Source organism: Mucilaginibacter pineti, from assembly GCF_900101875.1.
Classification (GTDB): Bacteria; Bacteroidota; Bacteroidia; order Sphingobacteriales; family Sphingobacteriaceae; genus Mucilaginibacter; species Mucilaginibacter pineti.
The window spans coordinates 82,225-105,362 of sequence record NZ_FNAI01000016.1; the positions used below are offsets into that span (position 1 = coordinate 82,225).

Genomic DNA, 23,138 nt, shown 5'->3' on the forward strand with positions numbered 1-23,138 from the left:
ATTGTTTATTTAGTGATTTTTATAGCTCACCAGATCATTATACATACTGCGGAACGAACTGCGGATGCCAAAGGTTAGTATACCGGTTTTATCGTTAAACTGGTCGTTTTTATCTCTGCGGATTATGCCGCCAAGTTCTAAACGCAGGTTATATTTCGGATTTAGCAAATAAGCTACTTTACCTTCGGCATATACCATATTGGTAGTTAAACCCTGGCCTGTGTAATTGCCTGTTTGCCTTGCAGGGTCAATATATCCCTGAAACAGATCTTTACCGTAGTTAAGTCCGTTTATGTCCAAGCCGTAGTGCCCATAATCGGCTTCGAAAGAAAAATCAAAACGTTTGTACGAGTAATTAAGCAAACCAACCACCTCGCGGAAGTTTGCGCCCCATGGGTGTGCCAGCGGCTCGCCATTTTCAGAGTAGTTAATTACAGATGCACGTTCAGAATAGGTGTAAGGTTTTACACTATTACTTTCAACCAAATAATTCAAGCCTTTTATATTGAACAGGTTTGCCCCTCTGAAACCCAACTGCCAGCCATATTTATTACGCGAGCTTCCATTGCTGGAAAAAAAGTTTTTGGCTTCAAATTCATCCAACGCAAACTGACCGTAAATGGTAATACCGTCGGTAATTTTGTATTTACCTGTAAGGCCAATCAAGGCATTATCCGGCGAGCCGTTGGATGCTTCTACCGGCCTCAAGAATATAACCGGGTTTATGTAGGTAAAATCAAACCCGCGCTGGTGGCCGGCATCATCTTTTGCACCCCATACTATGGCATCAAAGAAACCGAAAGATAAACGGTTGCTCACATTCCAATCGAGGTAATGGAACACCCCAAATTTCTTCCGCTGACCATCGCCTGCTATTGGAGTAGACCTGGGATCATTAAAATATGCCCACATGGCCATGTATTTTACATTACCTAATGTAGCGGTTAGTTTTATGAAAGGATAGGGCGATGCATAATCTGACAATAATTCTGACCGATAGCCATCACCTATAAAGGTTTTATCATTACCACCGCTAATGTTCAGGTATTTATTGGGCGTGTAAGATAATAAAGCCGTAATGTACGACCAACGATACTCGTTACCATAAATGCTTGCGTATGCTTGCCCACGTGCAATACCTGTTTGGTTGGTATAGGTAGCCAGATAATCTGGCAATACTGCCCTGTTTTCGTATGCGCTTACATTGTAGTAAAATTTACTGCCAACGGTACCCCCTATTTGCAAACCAAGCGAACCGAAATTGGTATTCTTTTTACCCGAAAAATCGCGGCTTACATTAAAATCGGGCAGCAGATCGGCATAAAAAGTTGAATTGGCATTCTTTACATCTATTTGGTGTTCGTTAAAAAACTTACCGCTAAGGCCGCTAATGTTCATTATAGAATCATAATGCGAGCGCAACAGCGAATCGTCTGCAAACATCGGTTTCAGAGAACTGTGTACCCGTGTTTTGGTTGAGTAAACATCCTCATTAAGTTTTTGATAAAACTGATAAGAGTACGGTTGATAAACAGACTGTGCCTTTACGACAGCGCCAGTTAAAAACAATAAAATAATGCAGGTAAATATTTTCTTCATGTAGTATTAAATTATTGTTTATTCAAAATAATTGAGCGTTTTAAAACCGCCTTTTTTTAAGTATTCGTCTTTTTTAATCAGGTGCAGATCTGATGCCATCATATCGGTAACTAAAGCTTGCAGGTCATATTTAGGTTTCCAGCCCAGCTTTTCAAAGGCTTTGGTGGCGTCGCCTACCAAAAGATCAACCTCAGTAGGTCTGAAATATTTAGCATCAACCTTAACCACGGTTTGGCCAAAGCGTAAATTATCTATGTTTAAACCAACTTCAATAGCTTTTTGTTCGTCGATATCTATAATAACACCACGTTCATATTGATCTTTGCCGCTAAACTCCACCTCGATACCCAGTTCATTAAAGGCCATTTTTATAAAATCACGCACAGTGGTTGTTACGCCTGTGGCTATCACAAAATCTTCGGGCTTATCCTGTTGCAGCATCAGCCACATAGCTTCAATATAATCCTTGGCGTGGCCCCAGTCGCGCTGAGCCGATAGGTTACCTACATACAGGCAATCCTGTAAGCCTAAAGCTATTTTTGATGCAGCACGGGTTATCTTACGGGTAACAAAGGTTTCGCCGCGGATGGGGCTTTCATGGTTAAATAAAATACCGTTGCATGCATACATACCGTAAGCTTCGCGGTAGTTTACAATTATCCAGTAACCATACATTTTAGCTACCGCATACGGCGAGCGCGGATAGAAGGGTGTGGTTTCACTTTGTGGTACTGCCTGCACCAAGCCATAAAGCTCTGAAGTGGATGCCTGGTAAATGCGTGTTTTTTTTGTGAGCCCCAATAACCTGATAGCTTCGAGGATGCGCAGCGTCCCGATGCCATCTGCATTGGCGGTATATTCCGGCGTATCAAAGCTAACCTTTACATGACTTTGGGCAGCCAGGTTATAAATTTCGTCGGGCTGAACTTCTTGTATAAGTCTAATAAGATTGGTGGAATCGGTAAGATCGCCGTAATGCAGGGTAAACTTTACATTGGGCTCATGCGGATCATGGTACAGGTGATCAATACGTTCGGTATTAAATAATGAAGAACGCCTTTTAACACCATGCACCTCATAGCCTTTTTTCAGTAAAAACTCGGCTAAATATGCACCATCCTGACCAGTAATACCTGTTATTAAAGCTATTTTCATTAATGATACCGCGCAAATGCGTATGTATTACAATATTATCCAAATTAATTGTAAAAACTGCATGACGGATAACTTATGTTAATCCCGATTTGGGAATTCGAATGTTCGGATTCGGATTTAAAACCCAATTTTAGGATTTAGAATTTCAACTTTAGAGTTTAGAATTTAGAATTTGATATATAGAGTTTATCCTCCTTAACTTCCCGCTACCTGGTTCTCCAGTTCTTCATACCATTCGGCTCCGTATTTACGGATCAGCGGGCCTTTCAAAAATTCGTGAACACGTACTTTTAATTCATCGCCAAAGGTACAAGCCGGGCTACAAATACTCCAACGATCGTAATTTAACACATCAAACTCGGGGTAAGTGGTAATGCGGATGGGATACAGATGGCAAGAGATGGGTTTTTTCCAGCTTATTGCGCCTTCTTCGTACGCTTTTTCGATACCGCATTTAGTGATACCGTTTTCCCAGATCACATATGCGCACTCTTTATTTACGTCAACGCATGGAGTAGTAAAATCACCTTCAAAATCTTTCACATAAGTACCAACCCGTTCAATGGTCTTGATACCTTTTTCGGTAAGGTATGGTTTTACTTTTGGATATATTTCATTCAGGATATCCAGTTCGTCGGCATTAAGGGGTGCACCAGAATCGCCTTCAAGGCAGCAGGCCCCTTTGCACTTGTTAAGGTTACATACAAAATTCTCTTTTACTATATCTTCATGAACCAAAACATTACCAACCTCGATCATATTTTTTCTTAATTACTTATAGGGTTTAACGGATATTTAAGTCCGCTTGCCGATTTTAGCTCCATTGTTATACTACCTAATATAACTTCCACATGTGCCCTTACGGGAATGCGGTTGCCATCATTGGTGATCCAAAGGTACAACTTACTATCCTTTCTGAAAATTCGACCGGGGATAATTGTAGGGTTAAATTTCAAACAGTTGAATTTACCCATATCGCACTTAATGGTTTCGGTGCCAGAATAGGTGATACTCATTTTATGAAAGCCATCTTCCAGGAAATATTGAAGATCGAAAGTTTGTCCAACTTTAAGCTTTGACACATCAATAGTACGGGCAAAATAATAGGCCGATACAAAATCGAACGTTTTTCCGGTAAACGCGAATGTGCCTTTATTGGCGGTTACTTTTTTGTCCTTTTGATCGAAGGTTACATTATCGCTATGCTTCCATTTACCTTCGCGCCTGTTTTCAGTATAAAAAAGAGGTTCAAGCGTGGTTTGATCAACGTATGACTCGTACTTGTTACGCACCTTATAAAACAGATCAAACGAGCCGGCGGTATTCCCCTCGGCTATCAGGTGAAGAGCGGGAACATCGAATTTCTTGTCGCTGGCCTCAACACGTATATTGGCTTCGGCGGCGGTAAAAAAACCATATTTCATTTTATAGCTCAGCTTTTCGCCCGCCTTAAAAACGGGTTCGCTTATTTTGGTTAGCTCCTGCGAGAAAGCGGCACTACAATATAAAATAAGGATTAGCGTATAAAAAAGATATCTGTGCATTAACAGGGTTTGCTTTTCTTTGTAATAAATCTGCCTCAACAAATTACATTAAGTTTCAGTTGCGGCGTACATGTATGACGGTTGCTACTATAAATGGTTTAAATCCACTTTTATTGTACCGGCATGCAAATTATCATCGCGGCAGATTCATTAGCAAAAAGCAAGCCTTAATCTTTACGCTTATAAATTGGCACCGTTGAACATGGCTCGCCAAACATAAGGCTTTTTACAATGGGGGTTAATTTTTTTGTGAGCTCAACATAAGCCGAAGTAGGTACATCAATATCGCCGCAGCCTTTTAGTACAATACGCTGCCCGGCATATTGCTCCAGGTTGGCTTTGGCAATTTCCTTTTCAAACAGTACAGTTTCCAAAACGTCGCTATTACCGAAAACAACTTCGCGGGCGTATGGCGCCATGCGGTTGGCCAGCAGCATGTAGGCCCACGCAGGTACAATAGCGTCGGCGCTGCAGGTGATGCCTACGTTTTTACCTTCGTATTGCGTCCAATCGTGTTCTTTTATAAACTCCCTGAAATCCTTTTCGCGCAGCATAAGGCCATGAAACAGGTTATCTTTTATATCATAGATAACACGTTCGCCCACCGGATAAAAGGCAGCAGGATCTAACGTAACCAGACCACTTTGGGCCACTTTATTCACTATATTTTCCTGTATATCCATCTTTGTAAAATCAAATTCTAAACACGAAATTCTAAATCCTAAATGTGAAATTCTAAACTCTAAAATGAAATTCTAAAACAAAAACCTTAAAGGTTAAACTCCCAACCCTCAATGCTTGTCATTCTGAGGAACGAAGAATCTGCTAATCCGCTTCATTTATCGCCTGATAGATCCTTCGCTACGCTCAGGATGACATAAGGCCTTACTTAAACCTCAATTTCAAAGCAAAAAAAAATCCGGGAACAGGTTTTAAACTGCTCCCGGATGTAAAATTACTTTAAAATTTGCTTATAACAGTTTTGCTCTGTTATCTTTTACATTGGCATTATCTTTCAAGGCATCCAGTACCTGTCCTTCTGAACGTTGTAGCAATACCTGGGCAATTTGTTGTTTTTGTTTTGTAGCATTTGCAAGCGGTGCCGGGTTTGTGAAACCATCAACAACAAATACATAAACACCTTGCGCTCCGTTTATTGGTTTTGAAAGCTTATTAGGCTGTGAACCAAATATAGAACCTACAACTTTGTACTCTGCAGATAAACCTGGAATCATAGGGTTTGCAAAAACAATATTTTGAACGGGAACAACTTTAGCACCTGCCTTTTGAGCAGCCTGATCTATAGTTGAAGCACCAGCAAATTTTGCGGCAAGCTGTTTAGCTTTAACATCGTTACGTACAGCCGGGGTAATTTGAGTTTTAACGGCTTCAAGCGATAAGGTACCTTTTGGCTTGATAGCACTTAAACGGGTAATGATGAACTGATCACCTACGGTAAATACTTTATCGGTAAGATCACCTTTTTCTGCTTTGTATGCCCATCTTACAACGTCACGCGCATTATCTAAACCTGGCAAACCAGATGCAGTACCGGTAACATCATCAGCAGTACGTTTTGTTAACCCTTCTTTTTTAACTTCGGCATCAAAGTTATCTTTTGTTAAATTACCTAAAAATGCCTGCGCTTTGCTGTACGCAATAGTTTGCGTTTTGCTGCTGGCAGTTATCGGTTTATCAACAACGGCAACTTTAACAACCTTTACAGATCCTTTCTGATCTTCAACCTGGATAAGGTGAACACCAAATTGTGAGGTTACCACAATAAGCTCGCCTTTAGCCGCTTTATAAGATGCATTGGTATATTCAGCAGCAATCTGGCCCTGGCCACCGGCCATTAAACCGTTAACATCAAATGGAGGTATCTCACCACCTTTAGATGCGCTGCCTTTATCTGTTGAATACATTAAGGCCATCTCAGCAAATGATTTACCGCCTTGTATCAGCTTTTTAACTGAATCGGCTTTTGCAATTGCCTTTTCAACGCCACCTTCTGTTGCAGGGTTAAACAAGATATGTTTTGTTTTAACCGAATCAAAAGTGCTTTTTACATCCGCAAGCTTAGCAACCTTGTAGCTGCCACCTGAAATGTATGGACCATAAATGAAACCTTTAGCGGCATTAAACATGGCCGAATCAAGTCTTGGTTCAAGCGCTCCTTTTTTCTGGAAAGCAAGCGGTGTTTTTGTTTCAGAGTTTATCTGAACAAAAAGCGAATCATTAGTGCTCTCTTTAAATTTTTCGGTTACTTTATCAATATCTGTTTTTATAGCTGCAGTATCTTCTTTTGATGGTGCAGCGTTAAAGCTCACATATTCAAATGATCTTAATTCCTGCTGATTTTTAAATTCGCCTTTATGCTCGTTGTAATAAGTGTTAAAATCGTCATCACTTAAAGTAACTTTTGCATCAGGGATAGATGCGTAATCAAGCATGGCATATTTAAATGCAACCAGTTTGTTTTTCGCTTCGTAATCATCTTTAGCTTCCAGCGCGTTTACATACAGGCCATTGGTAACAAGTGCCATGTATTTTGTAGCTTTTTTAGCCTCGATTAATTGAATTAAAAAATCTGCCCATTGCTGTTTAGCATCGGCCGGGGCCTGAGCCGAGTTTAGATAGCTTAAATACTGGTTAAGTTTAGCTTTATCAAACTGACCGGTTTGCGGGTCAGTAAACTGACGGGCAATTTGAGGATCGGGGTTGTTACCGCTAACCATTGCCGATGCTTCGTCGCCGCCAACAATTATTCCTAACTTTTCGATCTCTTTTTTCAGCAACAGGGTGCTCAACGTTTGGTTCCAGGTAGTTTCCTGAATGTAGTTGGTTATCTGCGGAGAGATAGCCTGACCAGACTGTTGTTTAAACTGATTAGTGTTTTGCTCAAGTTTTTTATTAAACTCGTCAAGAGGAACCTTTTCGCCATTTACAACGGCAAGTTGGCTGTTATCGTCCCTGAAAAACGAACCACCTGATCTTACAACTTCGCTCACAATAAACGCAAGCAGCGCGAAACCAATAAAGAATGCGAGAATTTTCCCCATTCTTTCGCGCAAGAAACCCATTAAACCCATATACTTCTATAATTTTTATATTCTTTTAAAAGAGGGCGCAAGATACAATTTTTAGTAAAATTCTATAACACAAAATTTTCCTGTAAAAATTTACTATTGCGTGGCGGTTTTTTCATCTACATGATACACCCCTCTCGTGTGCGTCATGTTTTGATGTAAAAAGTTATCATCGCTTTCAAAATCATCACCGTTCGTCACGCTGCCATCGCTCATCACAAAAGATACAGATTTATGCGAGTAGATTTTTTTTGTCCCCTGATCCCAAAAAAGTTCGTCGGATCTAAAGGTATCACCTTGGGCGTTAACAGCTACCACGTTTTTACGAAACTCTATTATTTTGCCATCGCCATGGCGTATGCCGGTATCTGCAGTAATGGTACCCTGTTCCAATTGGGTTTTTTTATCATAAAGCACCACTTTAACGCCTTTTGGCATTACGGTATAGGGTGGTTTTGCTTCGTAATCTAATGATAATGGAGCGGTAAGGTGCATTTCAACTTTCGCCGAATCGCTCATAATAAGGTCGACGCCTTTGGTTTCGTCAACAACAATTGCTTTTTCGTTAGAAGCGATCTGTTTAACCTTATTCAGGTCGTTTTCACAAGAGGTTATGAAAAGCACAAGAATGGGCAGTAACAGCAGGCGCAAGCCCGTAATATGTTTCAACCCCTTATGCATAGCAGATATGGTTAGTCAAATTTATATCTTGTAAACCACTTGTCGTTAAGTGTAAAGCCAAGGTGCAGGTTAATGTAGTTTTCCTTTACCAAGCCATTAACTAACGATCCTCTTTTACCAACTTCGGCAGAGATGTTGATCTTGTAGATGCTGGTATTGCCTGGTCTTAATGGCAAACCTAAACCTACAGTAGCAGCAATTCTTTTCACTTTGGTGTTATTAATGTTCATGTAAGTTTCATCATATATAGCACCCAGGCGGTAATCAACCGTAGCAAGGTAGTTACGTATGGTATTTATGTTTGGTGTATATGAACCACCCACGTTTATGGTACGGCTATCCTGCAGACCCTGGTTAACCCCAGAAATGCTCAGATCAGACCATTTACCCATGCTGTAATCGGCACCTACCAGGAACTTGCCATCACTTTGGAATGATATACCAAAACGGTTCATGTGCGGCAGTACTAATTTTCCTTTAGGGTCAGTTTTGTTGATAACACTATCAATAGCCACCTGCTGGTTGCCATTGGCATCATTTAAATACTGGCTTACTATAAAGCTGCTCTGCGAACCAATTTTTGATCCTATAGAACCTGAATATCCCAAAGTAATACGTTTGGTATCGGTAACCGGGATAGCATATTGAACACCGTAATCATAATTTAAACCGCCTATTGAGGTACTTTCTTCAATGCGTGAATTTATAGTACCGTATAGGCCAGGAATTTCTGTTGTGCTGATATCTTTCAGGTTACCAAATATGTATGATACGTTGGCTCCAATTAACAAGTTTTTACCTATACCAAAACCATAACCTAAATATGCTTTTGATAAACCGCCATCGCCGCTGTAAGTATAGTTGGTAACATTGGTATCTGCCGGCGATGCGTTGCCGCCAAATTTATTGATTGACTGTTTGTAGTTGTAACCACGCTCGCTGTATGGCAACAAACCAAAGCTAAGGGCCGATTTTTTTGAAACCGGTACCGCGAAAGCCAGGTGACTAAGCCTGAAGTTGCTGTTACTTTGACTGGCTGAACCGGTTTGGCTAAGGGTAGAAATGTTACTATACAAACCAACATCAAAAGTAGTAAGCCTGATAGCACCGTATGATGCAGGGTTTATAACGTTGATATTGCTAAATAAACCTATTTGGTTTGTTGCAACCGCTATACCACCCATACCCAGATTTTGTGGCATCAGTTGTGGGGCTGTTATACCCAAACCGTACCTTGAATATGGTGAACTTGAAGTTGCTGTTGATTGTGAATATGCTGCAAATGCACTAACAGCAAATAAAAGTGTTAAAAAAAACCTGGTATATTTAATCATTATGCTTTTGTATAGCTGCGTTTAATCCTTTTAAAACCAAATAAGGTTCAATTTTTATATAGGGGGCAAAGGTGCTATTTTTTAATAGCTTATCAAAAAAAATACTGTCGCCCCCGCTCAGTATAATATTTAGTTGTGGGTTAAGCTTTTTATAGCTTTCAATAAACCCTGTTAACTCGTATTTTATGCCATTCTGCACGCCCGAGCGTATGGCGGTTTCTGTGTTATTTCCGTGCCCGCCGATAAAATTGTCGTCGGCAGTAATAAGCGGTAAACCCGCTGTATAATAATTTACTGCCTTATAACGCATATTTAAACCCGGCGATATACTGCCACCAAAATAATTTCCGCCGGCATCAACATAATCATACGTAATGCAGGTACCACCGCTAATTACCAGGTTATTTTGGCCCGTATAACAATCCTTTGCACCTATTACAGCAGCCAAACGATCGGGGCCAAGTGTTTCTGGGGTTAAGTAATGGTTTATTATGCCACCGGTTATTGTTGTATTGAAATACGTTAACTGAAGTTTTGTTGCCAGATCAGTTTGCCAGGGCTCAACGGCTTTTTTAACCGATGATATAATTGCCCTACCTACTTTGTAATCATTCAAAAAACTATCCAGCGTATTGTTTTCAACAGCTTCAAACTGCTCAACTGCAAGCAATTCATCGTGTTTAAAAACCGCAATTTTTGTTAACGTGTTACCAATATCGATAACCAGATTGGTCATCAGGCCCTAGCAATTGATAATATAGATTCAAAAATAGCCAGTCCATCTTCATTAGCCAGCAAGCTATCGGCAGCACGCTCAGGGTGTGGCATTAAGCCAAACACGTTACGGCCCGCATTACAAACGCCCGCAATGTTCTCTAACGATCCGTTAGGGTTTGCATCATTGGTAATGTTACCTGCTTCATCGCAATACCTGAAAATTACCTGGTCATTATCATTAAGCCTTTTAATTACATCGGCATCGGCAAAAAACTTACCCTCGCCATGAGCTATAGGGATACGTAAAGCCTGCTGCTGATCTAATTGGGCCGTAAGTAATGATTGGGTTGTTTGCGGTTTTAAGTAGATGTTGCGGCAAATGAACTTGCGGCTTTCGTTGTGCAGTAATGCACCATCAACCAAACCTGCTTCGGCCAGTATCTGAAAACCGTTACAGATACCCATAACATAACCGCCTTTTGCAGCAAATTGGATAACCTCCTGCATAATTGGGCTGAAACGGGAAATGGCACCTGAGCGAAGATAATCGCCAAAAGAAAAACCGCCTGGTAAAACAACAAAGTCAACACCTTGCAGATCATGGTCTTTATGCCATAACCTAACTACCTGCTGACCCATTATTTTTTCTAATACATATATGATATCTTCATCACAATTAGACCCGGGAAATATAACTACTCCAAACTTCATGGTACAAAACTAATATAACCGCTGAAATTTGAACGAATGTAAAAGTTAAAAATTGTTAAACTGAAAGCAGATAAGGCTGATTAGCAGCAATAAATACAAACTTTCATAGAACCATTTTTTGCTGGCATATAAAAAATAATAGGCAAAAAACACCGCTGCGGGCACAATACACAATATAAAGTGATTTAAATGGAATGCGGAGTTCACATAAAATGAAAAGGCGGCTATTAAAAAAATGAAAAATAACAACTGAAAAGATTTTCTGATCTGCACGTAACTTTTGAAGAAGTTTTGCTGTAATTTGAAAAAACAGAGCACCAATATCAAAATAACAGGTATCAGCAGTAGGTAACTTTTAACGTTGATACTGATGTGATCTGGAAATTTTGTACCAAGCGGCAGGAATATATTAGAGAATTTCCCCAATCTATCATTAAGGTAATAAAACACGGCCAGAAAGAAGAAAATGGTACCATAACCTAATACGCCAGCCAGCCACTCGCGCCAGTTGAAGGGTTTAAAGAGTACCAGCGCTATCCAGATGGCTAAAAACAAATAGATAAAAGGGAAATAAATAAGTGAGCCGAGCGCCACTATCATCCCCAGATCATAGGAGGTTGATTTGGCATCATCACCCTTGTATAAATTAAACAGCTTAAACAGCATCCATATCACCAGAAAATTGCAGATGAGCGGCGCGCTGAGCATTAAAAACGGCGCGAATAACCCTGATAGCGTTACATACATTAACGCGGGCAAAAACGTAGGCTTGCCCAGCAAATTATAAAAGTTTATTAAGTAGTTAAGCAGTAAGGCCTGTATAAAAACCAGCACCCCGGCTATCAGTACATTTAATACCGGCGAAAATGCGTACTCATAAGCTACCGGCACCAGCAGCCGGGCAAAGGGTTCCACAAAAACAAATTCCAGCTTATCGGGTACATGAAATAAATAGCCCAGGCGCGAAAGAAATAGCACTACCACCAGCCATATAACATTCAAAGGATTAAACGATCGGAAAATATTGATCATACAAGGCGGTGTTTTGCGCGGGGTAAAATTAGCACAAAAACCTATTATGAAACAATGCTTTGTGGTTTTGCATATCGCTTTACCAAATTATCAACTATCTGCGCCGTTTCATCAGGAAAATCGACTATAATTCTTTTATCATCACGAATCCAGTTATCCAGATGCGCACCAAACTTGTCGTTTATTTCGGAAACCACGGGCACACCCAATTTTGAGGCCGATAATGCATTACATTGCTGCTCGTATTGCCCTTTCATCGGTATCATCATCACCTTCTTTTTCAGGAAGAGGGCTTCGGCAGGGCCTTCAAAACCGCCGCCGGTAAGCAGCCCTTCGCAATTGGCCAGGCTTTTATTAAAGGCCTCGTTATTTACCGGAAAAATCTCCACATTGCCTGACTGATAAGGTGTTTTTTGGCGTTTTGAAAAGATCTGCCATTTAACATCAGTAGCCTTACTAAGGTGTTTCAGCAACGTTTTATCATCATAAGCTGGTAGGTAAACGCTGTAATGCCCCTGGTTTGATGTTTCCATCTGCCTTATTTCGCTGCGGATAACCGGGGTATTTATAAAAGTATCGTAACGCTCAAAATGGAAGCCAACGTGATGCGTGGTAGGCGAATAATTCTTTAACAGCCATTGCGCAAAAGGATCTTTTTTTGATGGCCGAGGTGAATTTGGCGATACAAAAGAACATTGGTGACTTAATGATACCGCCTGCACCTTTTGCAGTTTGCATGCCCAGGCACTTACTGGTTCAAAATCATTAATAATTAAATCGTACTGCTTTAAGGGCAGGCTGTGCATATCGCGCCAAAACTGGCGCAGGTTCATTATTTTCCAGGTGGCCCAGTTATCAACGCCGCCGTTGGTGCCAAATACAAAGCTTACGCCATGGAATTTATATTTAAGGGGTTGCGCCAATGAAACCTCGGCCTCGGTACCGCTTACTAAAAGATCAACCTCGCCATATTGCTGCAACAACGGCACAATTTCTCGGGCCCGGCTAATGTGCCCGTTACCGGTTCCCTGTATGGCGAACAATATTTTCATTGGTAGTTATAATTGGGGCAATTTAGTAAAAGAAATGTTTTGAGGGTAAAGAAAACAATAGTTGAGCATGTTTTATCAAAGATGAGATTGACTTAATGAAACATTAAATCTTCGTGTCATTGCTGGTGTAGCCTGACAGGTAATAAACCTTGCAATGTCAATCTACATGATGAGATTGCTTCGTTCCCCGCAATGACAATAAGCGATTTTTTTACCGGGACCCGGATTTAAATAAACCTATTCCGCTTCCTGCTTAAATCTGTCCAGTAAACTTTTCACATCCATTTTTGCGTCGAGGTCTTCGGCATCGGTTTTATCGTCTTCGTCGGCATCAGTATTGAAGTCGTTGGCGTTATATTTAAATATCGTCCAGTTTTTATTGTGGTACTCCAATGCGGTAAGGCTTTCTACCCAATCGCCAGAATTCAGGTACAACACCGAGCCGGTTTGCTCTGTATCGGTTATCTCTCTGATCTCGGCATGGTGGATATGCCCGCAAATAACATATTGATAATTTTTATCAACAGCCAGATCGGCGGCTGTTTGCTCAAACTGATTTATGAATTTCACCGCCTCTTTAAACTTAGCCTTTATCTTTTGCGAAAAGCTCATTTTTTGCCTTCCGAAAGCTGTTAAAAACCAGTTAGTAAAGCTATTAATGAGGATCAATGTATCATACCCAACGGCTCCCAATTTCGCCAGCCATTTGGAGTGCTGCATGGTTACGTCAAACACGTCGCCATGAAAAATCCAGGCTTTTTTGCCATCTATATTTAAAACTACTTTATTGAGGAGTTTGAAGGAACCAAGGTCAAAATCAGCAAATTTGCGCAGCATTTCATCGTGGTTACCGGTTAAGTAATACACTGGGATGCCTTCGGTTACAAATTTAAGGATGCGGCGCACCACTTTCATGTGTGCCTCTGGCCAATACGATTTGCTAAACTGCCATATATCAATAATATCGCCGTTGAGGATGAGCATTTTGGGCTTTATGCTTTTTAAATATTTAAGCAATTCTTTTGCGTGACAACCATAGGTACCAAGGTGCACATCAGATATTACTACGATATCTACTTCACGTTTTGCCATTAAAGTTTGGGGGTTAGTTTTTTACCCGGCATGTTTTGCCGGCGAGTGCTTTGTGTTGGATTACTTAACAAACGATTACTCGTCGTCTTCGTCTTCATTAACATTTAATTCATAAGGGCTGAGATAGAATGCGCCTACTAAAAGCAGCAAACTAATGACAACCAGATATGTATATTCAAAATTCATTTTAAATGATCTTTACAAAGATTGAAAACTAACATTACTTTATTGTTATGACTCCGTTAAATGTAAAAGGTTACTTCGTACTGTTAAATTTATTTTGAATCCGGTTTAATTGCTTTAAATGATGCTCCAGATGAATCCGGATGAACCTGAACCACTGCCTTGCATTAAGCATCCCCATACGCGGATGCTTGTACCTGCTTGCTGCCGATGACGCCTGTATAAGCGGAGCGGTTGTCTCCATTCGTTTGCGGCATTTTATGATAAGATTTTTCGCATCTTCCTTAGTTATCTTATTCACAATCAACGTATCAGGCGCCTGGGTTTTTGCCCTCGGAAAGCGACCAAACAATAGTAAAATCCGTCCCTCCCACGTAAGCCCATCTTTTGTTGGCGGGCAGCTACCGTGGGTACACCTTTCTAAGGCTATTGATGAACCCAGCGTTGCTTGAAGTATATGACTGTAAACTTCGGCAAAAGACCAGCCACCACCCGGCGGGGTTTCTGTAAATAGTTCATCAGGAATAGTATCCAGTTCCTGGCGATAACTATCAAGAGCTGCTTCAATGGCTTGGCGTTCTTTGGCGATACTCATAATAATAAAGTTAGCTCTTTTAAATGAGTAATCTGCATTGGCACATCATCGGGCTTTGGGGCATTAAAGGGATTGAAGAAAATGGCGTCCATACCAAAGTTTATTGCACCGTAAACGTCGGCTTCCAGGCTGTCACCAATCATCAGGCTCTCGTCAGCCGTTGTCAGTGCGATGTCAACAGCGTATTTAAAAATAGCAGGGTCGGGTTTGTTAACCCCCACATCTTCGGATATAATAATGTGCTGAAAATACGGGGCCAGGTTGGTGCCGGCAATTTTTATTGCCTGCGATTCCTTAAACCCGTTGGAAATTAAATGCAGTGTATATTTTGATTGCAGGTAGGTCAGCGTTTCATGCGCGTGCGGAAAAAGATTGGTTTTGGTAGGACAAAGTTTTACATAAGCATCCTCAAAACCATCAGGCATTACATCGGGGTGCAGGCCAAGCTGTACAAACGTTTTTTTGAAACGCGCCTCACGCAACTCCTCTTTGGTGATCTCGCCCATATGGTACTGCGCCCAAAGCTGGTGATTATTGCGGGTATAAGTTTCGATGAACACATCTGCAGAGGTTAAACCGATACTATCCAGTTTATGGATATGATAAAGTTCATGCAGGGCCTCCTCGGCATTTTTATCAAAATCCCAGATGGTATGATCAAGATCGAAGAAGATGTGCTTTTTCATTTCGGATTTGTATTCATTTCGGATCCTGTCTGAACCACGATTTTCCTGATTAAGGGGTTAAAGGATTTTTATTTTCAAACCCGAATCATGGAAATCCTATTAATCCCATAAATCATAGTTCAGACAAAAAAACAAAATTAAAAAATCTTAATTACTAATTCCGAAATGGACAATCCGAAATCCCAAATCCAACGCTAAACCTTATCCCCAAATGCCAGGTCGCCTGCATCGCCCAGACCGGGTACTATGTAGGCTTTGCTGGTCATCTCGTCGTCTATAGCGCATAGCCATAGTTTTGCCTTGGGCAGGTTGGCGCGTACATGGGCTACACCTTCGGTACTGGCTATTACAGCGGCAATGTGCAGCTCTTTTATGCTGTATTGCGCCATCAGTTCCTTACAGACTGCTACTATGCTTTGCCCGGTGGCCAGCATGGTATCGCACAAAATAAACACCTTATCGTCCAGATTTGGGGCCGAGATATGATCAACCTGGATAATAAAACTACCATTACGTTTTACTTTACGATATGCGGTAACAAACGCCGATGCCGACTGATCAAAATAATTCATAAAGCCCTGGTGAAAGGGCAGTCCGGCACGCAGGATAGTCCCCAAAACGGGCTCATCTGCCGGTATATTTATATTGGCAGTGCCCAGCGGGGTTTGAATTTCTTTAGCCTCGTACTTTAGCGTTTTGCTTAGCTCATAGGCCAGTATTTCGCCAAGTTTTTCCTGGTTTTTCCTGAAACGGGCCTTGTCCTGCTGTATATCGGCATCGCGCAGCTGCGCCAGAAACTGGTTGGCAATGCTGTTGGTTTTATTAAGGACGAAAATCATACTTAAAATTAACGTTTTTAAACAACAACAGCATTTTTATTTTCCTGCTCTGTCACAAAAATATCTTTTTAATAATTTCACTTTGATTATATGTAGTTAACTACGTAGATTTGTACATAAATAAAACATCATGAACACAATAACAACTATAAACACATTAAATAATAGTCATTGCAAACAGATAATTGATATCATCCTGCCCATACAACAGATAGAATTTAACGTACCCGTAACCCTTGAAGGCCAACCCGACCTGCTGGATATTGAAAGCAATTACCACCAAACGGGCGGTAATTTCTGGGGTGCTTACCACAACGGCGAGTTGGTTGGCACCATAGCTCTTATTGCAATTGGCAATAATGCCGGCGCACTGCGTAAAATGTTTGTGCGTAAAGAATACCGCGGCAAGGAGTTGGGGATAGCGCAATTATTGTTAGATAACCTGCTGGCTTATTGCAAACAAAACCAAATAACCGCTGTGTATTTAGGTACGGTTGATTTACTAAAGGCCGCACACCGTTTTTACGAAAAAAACAACTTTACGCAACTACCCAAAACAAACCTACCTAAATCATTTCCGCTGATGGGTGCCGATAATATTTTTTATGAGTTACATTTGGATAACTAATCAGTGCACCAAATGAACGTTATTGACGAATCGGGAATCTTAGCAATATCGACAAGGCTGCAACGCCTTGCCGATACAATTCGTAAAGATGGCGTATTGATTTACAAAGCAAACAACATTGATTTTGAGCCCAAATGGTTCCCGGTTATTTATACCCTGCACTTTAAACCTGTTTTAAGTGTGGTTGAAATTGCCAACGAAATTGGCTATACCCACCCATCCACCATCAGCCTGCTCAAGGAGCTGGAGAAAGAAAAACTTATCCGGTCAAAAAAAGATAAGGCCGATGAGCGTAAGCGGCTTGTTCAATTAACAACCAAAGGGCAAGACTTAGTTGAACAAATGAAACCCGTTTGGAAAATAATAGAGGCCGCCACTGCCCAACTTATCGACACCCAAAACAACCTCATGAAAGCCATTACTGAAGTGGAGGAACAAATAAGCGAACAAAGCTTTTTTGCCCGGGCGCAGCGATTGAAGGCTGCTAAGTAGATTGGTTGATCCGTAAATAAAATTTGTCTTCCGAAACCCCGAATCGAACATAAAACATCCCGGCTTGTTGTAATCTTAATAACAAAATATTGGTGATAATAACACTGTTGACATACGGTTGTCATTATCATGTACTTATTTTGATTTGCAAACCCTATTGTAGTATTATTCGTATTTTTACATTATACATGGATTTTAATTTAACCTCTCAATACTTCCCCACCGGCGACCAACCCGAAGCCATACGCCAGTTGGTTGAAGGTGTAAACAACGGCGATCCGTTTCAAACCCTGCTGGGTGTTACCGGATCGGGAAAAACTTTTACGGTTGCCAATCTTATTGCGCAAACACAAAAGCCTACGCTAATATTGAGCCATAATAAAACGCTTGCGGCACAGCTTTACGGCGAGTTTAAACAGTTTTTTCCTGAAAACGCTGTTAACTACTTTGTATCCTATTACGATTACTACCAGCCCGAGGCATTTATACCCACCACCAATACTTATATTGAAAAAGACCTGCAGATAAACGAAGAAATTGAAAAACTTCGTTTACGTACTACATCGGCGCTTATGTCTGGCAGGCGCGATGTTATAGTGGTATCGTCCATCTCCTGCATTTACGGTATGGGTAACCCCGAGGATTTTGCGGCTTCAGTTTTCAAATTCGCGGTTGGCACCCGTATTAGCCGAAATGCGTTTTTACATCGACTTGTAGAGATTTTATATGCCCGCACCACTGCCGATTTTAAGCGCGGTACCTTCCGGGTTAAAGGCGATACGGTAGATATTTTTCCGGCCTATATGGACCACGCCTACCGCATTTCGTTTTTTGGCGATGATATTGAAGAACTGACCACTTTTGATGTGAGCACCGGCAAAACCATCGAAAAAATGACACATATGGTGGTTTATCCGGCCAACCTTTATGTAGCCCCACGCGATCGTTTTGTACAATCCATCTGGGCCATACAGGAAGAGCTGGAAACCCGTAAAAAGCAATTTATTGACGATGGCCGTTTCCTGGAAGCCAAACGTTTGGAAGAAAGGGTCAACTACGATCTGGAAATGATCCGCGAATTGGGCTACTGCTCAGGGATAGAAAACTATTCACGCTTTTTTGATGGCAGGCAACCCGGCGCAAGGCCTTTCTGCCTGTTGGATTATTTCCCGGATGATTACCTGATGGTGATTGATGAAAGCCATGTTACCGTTCCGCAGATCAGGGCAATGTATGGCGGCGACAGGTCGCGCAAGATCTCGTTGGTTGATTACGGTTTCCGTTTGCCTGCCGCTTTGGATAACAGGCCGCTCAACTTCCAGGAATTTGAACGTTTGGCTCCGCAAACCGTTTACGTGAGTGCAACCCCCGGCGATTTCGAACTGGAAAAATCGGAAGGTGTGGTAGTGCAGCAGGTAATTCGTCCAACTGGCCTGCTTGACCCCGTTATAGAGATCCGCCCGGTTATAAACCAGGTTGATGACCTCCTTGATGAGGTTGACCGTACCATTAAAATGGGCGACCGCATACTGGTAACCACCCTCACCAAACGCATGGCCGAAGAACTGGCCAAGTATATGGACAGGCTGGGTATCAAATGCCGTTACATTCACTCCGAGGTAAAAACCCTGCAACGGGTAGAGATTTTAAGGGGATTACGATTAGGCGAATTTGATGTGCTGATAGGGATCAACCTATTACGTGAGGGGCTCGATTTACCGGAGGTATCATTGGTAGCTATTTTGGATGCGGATAAAGAAGGCTTCCTGCGTTCGGAACGTTCACTGATCCAGACTATTGGCCGCGCCGCCCGTAATGATCGGGGCCGTGTGATTATGTATGCCGATAAGATAACCGATTCGATGCAGGTAACGATGGATGAAACCAACCGCCGCCGCGAAATCCAGATTGCCTACAACACTTTGCATGGCATAACGCCGACAACCGTAGGTAAAACGCGTGAGGAAATTATGGAACAAACATCTGTTGTTGACTTTCAGGGTGGTGTACAAAAAGCTTACGTTGAAGCCGATGTAGCCTCGTTAGCTGCTGATCCGATTGTACAATACATGACAAAACCCGAACTAAAAAAATCAATAGATAATACTAAAAAAGAAATGCTGGCCGCCGCCAAAAACATGGATTTCCTGCTGGCAGCCAAACTACGCGACGATATGTTTGCTTTAGAAAAAATGATGGAAGAGAAGTTTTAGATTTCAAATGTGCAAATTACAGATGTGCAGATGATTAAAAACAGACGTATATGTTTATACAATGAAGTTCATTTGCACATCTGAAATCTGTAATTTGCATATCAGCACATCATATTAAAACAATTTTATCGTTATATACTTATATTTGTACGCGTAAAATTAATCAAATGCTTTTAATTCGTTTCCTGCTCATATCAGTTTGTGTTTTATACATCATCCGCAGTTTGATGCGGTATTTGATACCTATGCTGTTTCAAAGTGTGGTAAATAAAGCCCAGCAACAGGCACACCAACAAAATACCCGTCAGCAAAAAAGACCCGAAGGTGCCGTTAAGGTAGATTACATTCCCGAAGGTAAAAGAAGCACCGTGCCCGATTCTGAAGGTGAATTTGTTGATTATGAAGAAGTAAAATAATTTATGGTACCAGGCGGAATTTTTAAAAGAAGACCAAACCACAACAATACCCCCGAGTCTATAACACTCATTATTGCCAACTTTATAGTATTTATTGTTGCAATGCAGCTTTTTGCCAATTGTACCAAAATCAATACCTTTTTTTGGGTGGTATTGGGGGCACTGGGCGTTTATAACTTTTTCTCCATTCGTAAATACCGCGAAGATTACGGAAAGCCGCAGGTTATAGCCTACATAGTGAGCCTAATAGCCCTTATATTACTGTTTGTTTTGCTGCGCAGCCGCCCGCAAAGCTGCTAATTGAAAACGCCCTATTGTGAACTTTAACTCTCGAAACATCGATAGTTTTCTTCATTATACACATTCCAAATCCCCTATTGGACATTTAACCGCCGCAAATCGTTAACTTAACACTTAATTCTCATTCAAATTTCTATTTTTGAGGATTATAATATTATCCATTTCAAAAAACTTAAATGAATAACTGGTTCAAGCGTAATAGTGTTCACCTCATTATTGTAGCAATTTTAATCGTCATTTCCTTTGCTTATTTTTTTACTCCAATAATCCAGGGAAAAGTGTTGATGCAGAGCGACGTGCTACAGGCGCAGTCAATGCAAAAAGAGATCAATGATGTTAAAGCGGCAACAGGTCATGCCCCATTATGGACTAATCAGATGTTTGGCGGTATGCCGGCTTACCAGATCTGGGCGTCATTTCCATCAAACATCGCATCACATGTTATTGATATCCTGAAAGCGGTATTCCCTAATCCGGTTGATACCGTGTTGCTATACCTTTTAGGAGGCTATCTATTATTCAGCGTTTTACGCCTTTCGCCATGGCTTGCCGCGGCGGGTGCTATTGCCCTGGCTTTTACATCCTATAACTTTATTTACATTACGGCCGGCCACGCCAACCAGGCCTATGCTATAGCGTTCTTCGCGCCGATACTTGCGGGTATAATTTTAACCCTTCGTGGTAAATACCTGCTGGGTGCATCCATAACGGGCCTGTTTTTAGCCATGGAGATTCGCAGCAACCACGTACAAATGACGTATTACCTGCTGCTTTGCATAGCTATATTATTGATCATCGAGCTTTACCACGCTATTAAAGACAAACAAGCCAAACCTTTCCTTAAATCTATGGCGTACCTGCTTGCAGGTGTTGTACTGGCTATAGCAGTAAATGCAAGTGTTTTATGGACAACCTATGAGTACAGCCAATACACTATCAGGGGCAAGGCTAATTTAACTACCAAAGGTACAACCGGACCAACTCATGGTTTGGATAAGGACTATGCTTACACCTGGAGCCAGGGCGTGAGCGAATGCCTTACCTTTTTAATACCTAATGCTTACGGCGGCGGTAGCAGCACAGCTGTTGGCGATGATTCAAAAGCTGTAAAAACCCTTGTTGATGCAGGTGTTGACCCGGCGCAGGCACATGGCTTTGTATCCCAGTCGTTATATTACGGTAATAAATCGGTCACATTTGGCCCATGGTATTTCGGTGCCGCGGTATTCTTCCTGTTTGTATTAGGATTACTGATAGTTAAAAACCGCATCAAATGGTGGTTATTAAGCGCGGTGCTATTGAGTATGTTCTTATCCTTCGGTAAAAACCTACCCTTCATTTCCGACTTTTTCTTCAACTATGTACCCATGTACAATAAATTCAGGACGGTTGAATCAACATTGGTAATAGCGGCATTGTGCTTCCCTATACTGGCTTTATTGGCCATTAATGAGGTAATAACCAATACAGATAAAGCGCTGATCTTTAAACGCGCCAAAATAGCTTTCTATATCACAGGCGGTTTGCTGCTTATTATGATAGCCGTCCCTGATGTTCTTTTAAGCTTTAAAGCCGACGATCATTTAGGTTTCATTAACAACCTTACCCAGATGTTTAGAGGCAACAGCGGCCTGGCCACTACCGTAGCCGCCCAGATAGTTGACGACAGGATAAGCCTTGAGCGTGCCGATGCTATCCGCTCGTTAATTATCGTATTGTTAACAGCAGGTTTGGTATGGCTGATTATTAAAGATAAGATCAAAGTAAACATTGCCGCGTTGATTTTGGCAGCTATTATACTGTTTGATATGTGGGGCGTTGACAAACGTTACCTTAAAGATTCAAATTTTGTTGAAAAATCTGAGATGGCGCAGCAATATACCCCGCGCGAGGTAGATCAATTTATCATGAAAGATCCAGACCCCAACTTCAGGGTGTTTGATATGGCTTCGGGCGATCCTTTTCACGATTCGCATTCATCATATTTTTATAAAACAGTAGGTGGTTTCCACTCGGCCAGGTTAAGGCGTTTTGATGAACTGGTAGAAAACCAGTTTACCAAAAGCGTAAACCAGGATGTACTGGACATGCTGAACACCAAATACATCATAACCGCCGATCCTAAAACCGGCACCGCCAGCATGAGTGCCAACCAAACCGCGTGCGGTAACGCCTGGTTTGTAAAAAGCGTAAAATTTGCCGACAACGCCGATCAGGAAATGCAGGCTATCAGCAGCTTTACACCAAAAGATGAGGCTATTGTTGATAAGCAGTACAAAAGCTTTATCAACGACGGCTCAATTGGCAGCGCTACTACAGGCACCATTAAACTGGTAAATTATGCTCCGGAGCACCTGGTTTATGAAAGCGGTTCAACCTCAGCCCAAATAGCTGTATTCTCTGAAATATACTACGATAAAGGCTGGACGATGCTTATCGACGGCAAAGAGCAACCTTACTTCCGTGCCGATTACCTGTTACGTGCCGCGCAAATCCCGGTAGGTAACCACAAAATTGAGTTTATCTTCCACCCTACATCATACTATGCAGGCGAGAAGATCTCTTTAGCAGGTTCCATACTTTTAGTACTTGCACTTGGCGGCGCGTTATACAACGAAACCAAAAAGAAACAAGCAGCTAAACCAGCTACTAAAAAAGCATAAAAGCTTAATAAGTTTCAAAATGCAAAAGAGCGATGGATTAATAAACTCATCGCTCTTTTTTATGTATTTGTATTCCACTGGATGAGCTATCTCATTTTGTGTATTTTTATGTATTTT

General features: G+C 41.4%; 22 protein-coding genes. 6 read left to right on the forward strand and 16 right to left on the reverse strand.

Annotated elements, in window-relative coordinates:
• Positions 1 to 9: 9 nt before the first annotated feature.
• The 16 genes from BLS59_RS25825 to upp all read right to left on the reverse strand — a co-directional run bounded on the left by BLS59_RS25825 (position 10) and on the right by upp (position 16,309).
• Positions 10 to 1,599, reverse strand: coding sequence for a gliding motility protein RemB (locus BLS59_RS25825; RefSeq protein WP_091154704.1), 1,590 nt, complete (start codon positions 1,597 to 1,599; stop codon positions 10 to 12).
• Between the two features lie 18 nt (positions 1,600 to 1,617).
• Positions 1,618 to 2,754: a GDP-mannose 4,6-dehydratase gene (gene gmd, locus BLS59_RS25830; protein ID WP_091154710.1), complete on the reverse strand. Its 1,137-nt coding sequence runs from the start codon at positions 2,752 to 2,754 to the stop codon at positions 1,618 to 1,620.
• 195 nt (positions 2,755 to 2,949) lie between these two features.
• On the reverse strand, positions 2,950 to 3,513 hold the full coding sequence (locus BLS59_RS25835; RefSeq protein WP_091154714.1) for a DUF3109 family protein: 564 nt from the start codon (positions 3,511 to 3,513) through the stop codon (positions 2,950 to 2,952).
• Between the two features lie 8 nt (positions 3,514 to 3,521).
• Positions 3,522 to 4,298 (reverse strand): DUF3108 domain-containing protein, encoded by a 777-nt coding sequence (locus BLS59_RS25840; RefSeq protein WP_091154717.1) that lies wholly within the window; start codon positions 4,296 to 4,298, stop codon positions 3,522 to 3,524.
• 167 nt (positions 4,299 to 4,465) lie between these two features.
• A complete protein-coding gene (locus BLS59_RS25845; RefSeq protein ID WP_091154720.1) occupies positions 4,466 to 4,981 on the reverse strand; it encodes a DUF2480 family protein in 516 nt (171 codons plus the stop codon).
• Positions 4,982 to 5,269: 288 nt separating this feature from the next.
• Positions 5,270 to 7,390, reverse strand: a complete 2,121-nt coding sequence (locus tag BLS59_RS25850; RefSeq protein WP_091154724.1) for a peptidylprolyl isomerase — start codon at positions 7,388 to 7,390, stop codon at positions 5,270 to 5,272.
• Between the two features lie 93 nt (positions 7,391 to 7,483).
• Positions 7,484 to 8,068: an LPS export ABC transporter periplasmic protein LptC gene (gene lptC, locus BLS59_RS25855; protein ID WP_091154727.1), complete on the reverse strand. Its 585-nt coding sequence runs from the start codon at positions 8,066 to 8,068 to the stop codon at positions 7,484 to 7,486.
• 11 nt (positions 8,069 to 8,079) lie between these two features.
• Complete coding sequence (locus tag BLS59_RS25860) at positions 8,080 to 9,270, reverse strand: BamG family beta-barrel-assembly machinery protein (RefSeq protein WP_143014246.1); 1,191 nt, start codon at positions 9,268 to 9,270, stop codon at positions 8,080 to 8,082.
• Between the two features lie 124 nt (positions 9,271 to 9,394).
• Positions 9,395 to 10,138, reverse strand: coding sequence for a type III pantothenate kinase (locus BLS59_RS25865; RefSeq protein WP_091154733.1), 744 nt, complete (start codon positions 10,136 to 10,138; stop codon positions 9,395 to 9,397).
• Positions 10,138 to 10,830 (reverse strand): phosphoribosylformylglycinamidine synthase subunit PurQ, encoded by a 693-nt coding sequence (gene purQ / locus BLS59_RS25870; RefSeq protein ID WP_091154737.1) that lies wholly within the window; start codon positions 10,828 to 10,830, stop codon positions 10,138 to 10,140. The genes BLS59_RS25865 and purQ overlap by 1 nt, the downstream gene beginning before the upstream one ends.
• A gap of 45 nt (positions 10,831 to 10,875) precedes the next feature.
• Positions 10,876 to 11,862, reverse strand: coding sequence for a DUF6427 family protein (locus BLS59_RS25875; RefSeq protein WP_091154741.1), 987 nt, complete (start codon positions 11,860 to 11,862; stop codon positions 10,876 to 10,878).
• A gap of 44 nt (positions 11,863 to 11,906) precedes the next feature.
• Positions 11,907 to 12,914 carry a glycosyltransferase family protein gene (locus BLS59_RS25880; protein WP_091154744.1) on the reverse strand — a complete coding sequence of 336 codons (1,008 nt, stop codon included), beginning with the start codon at positions 12,912 to 12,914 and terminating at the stop codon, positions 11,907 to 11,909.
• Positions 12,915 to 13,151: 237 nt separating this feature from the next.
• Positions 13,152 to 14,006 carry a UDP-2,3-diacylglucosamine diphosphatase gene (locus tag BLS59_RS25885; RefSeq protein ID WP_091154747.1) on the reverse strand — a complete coding sequence of 285 codons (855 nt, stop codon included), beginning with the start codon at positions 14,004 to 14,006 and terminating at the stop codon, positions 13,152 to 13,154.
• Between the two features lie 256 nt (positions 14,007 to 14,262).
• Positions 14,263 to 14,784: a DinB family protein gene (locus BLS59_RS25890; RefSeq protein ID WP_091154750.1), complete on the reverse strand. Its 522-nt coding sequence runs from the start codon at positions 14,782 to 14,784 to the stop codon at positions 14,263 to 14,265.
• On the reverse strand, positions 14,781 to 15,470 hold the full coding sequence (locus BLS59_RS25895; RefSeq protein WP_091154755.1) for a YjjG family noncanonical pyrimidine nucleotidase: 690 nt from the start codon (positions 15,468 to 15,470) through the stop codon (positions 14,781 to 14,783). The genes BLS59_RS25890 and BLS59_RS25895 overlap by 4 nt, the downstream gene beginning before the upstream one ends.
• 194 nt (positions 15,471 to 15,664) lie before the next feature.
• Positions 15,665 to 16,309, reverse strand: coding sequence for a uracil phosphoribosyltransferase (upp, locus tag BLS59_RS25900; RefSeq protein ID WP_091154758.1), 645 nt, complete (start codon positions 16,307 to 16,309; stop codon positions 15,665 to 15,667).
• A 130-nt stretch (positions 16,310 to 16,439) separates the two neighbouring features.
• Between upp and BLS59_RS25905 the strand changes: the two genes are divergently transcribed.
• From BLS59_RS25905 to BLS59_RS25930, 6 genes are all read left to right on the forward strand, one after another.
• Entirely contained in the window at positions 16,440 to 16,937 is a 498-nt protein-coding gene (locus BLS59_RS25905) for a GNAT family N-acetyltransferase (RefSeq protein WP_091154761.1), read from the forward strand.
• A gap of 12 nt (positions 16,938 to 16,949) precedes the next feature.
• The gene (locus tag BLS59_RS25910) at positions 16,950 to 17,429 is read left to right on the forward strand and encodes a MarR family transcriptional regulator (protein ID WP_091154765.1); all 480 of its coding nucleotides are present in this window, start codon (positions 16,950 to 16,952) and stop codon (positions 17,427 to 17,429) included.
• 188 nt (positions 17,430 to 17,617) lie between these two features.
• Positions 17,618 to 19,642 carry an excinuclease ABC subunit UvrB gene (gene uvrB, locus BLS59_RS25915; RefSeq protein WP_091154769.1) on the forward strand — a complete coding sequence of 675 codons (2,025 nt, stop codon included), beginning with the start codon at positions 17,618 to 17,620 and terminating at the stop codon, positions 19,640 to 19,642.
• Between the two features lie 167 nt (positions 19,643 to 19,809).
• Entirely contained in the window at positions 19,810 to 20,058 is a 249-nt protein-coding gene (locus BLS59_RS25920; RefSeq protein WP_091154773.1) for a DUF4834 family protein, read from the forward strand.
• 3 nt (positions 20,059 to 20,061) lie between these two features.
• A complete protein-coding gene (locus tag BLS59_RS25925) occupies positions 20,062 to 20,358 on the forward strand; it encodes a hypothetical protein (RefSeq protein WP_091154776.1) in 297 nt (98 codons plus the stop codon).
• A 176-nt stretch (positions 20,359 to 20,534) separates the two neighbouring features.
• Complete coding sequence (locus BLS59_RS25930; protein ID WP_091154780.1) at positions 20,535 to 23,021, forward strand: YfhO family protein; 2,487 nt, start codon at positions 20,535 to 20,537, stop codon at positions 23,019 to 23,021.
• Positions 23,022 to 23,138: the final 117 nt, after the last annotated feature.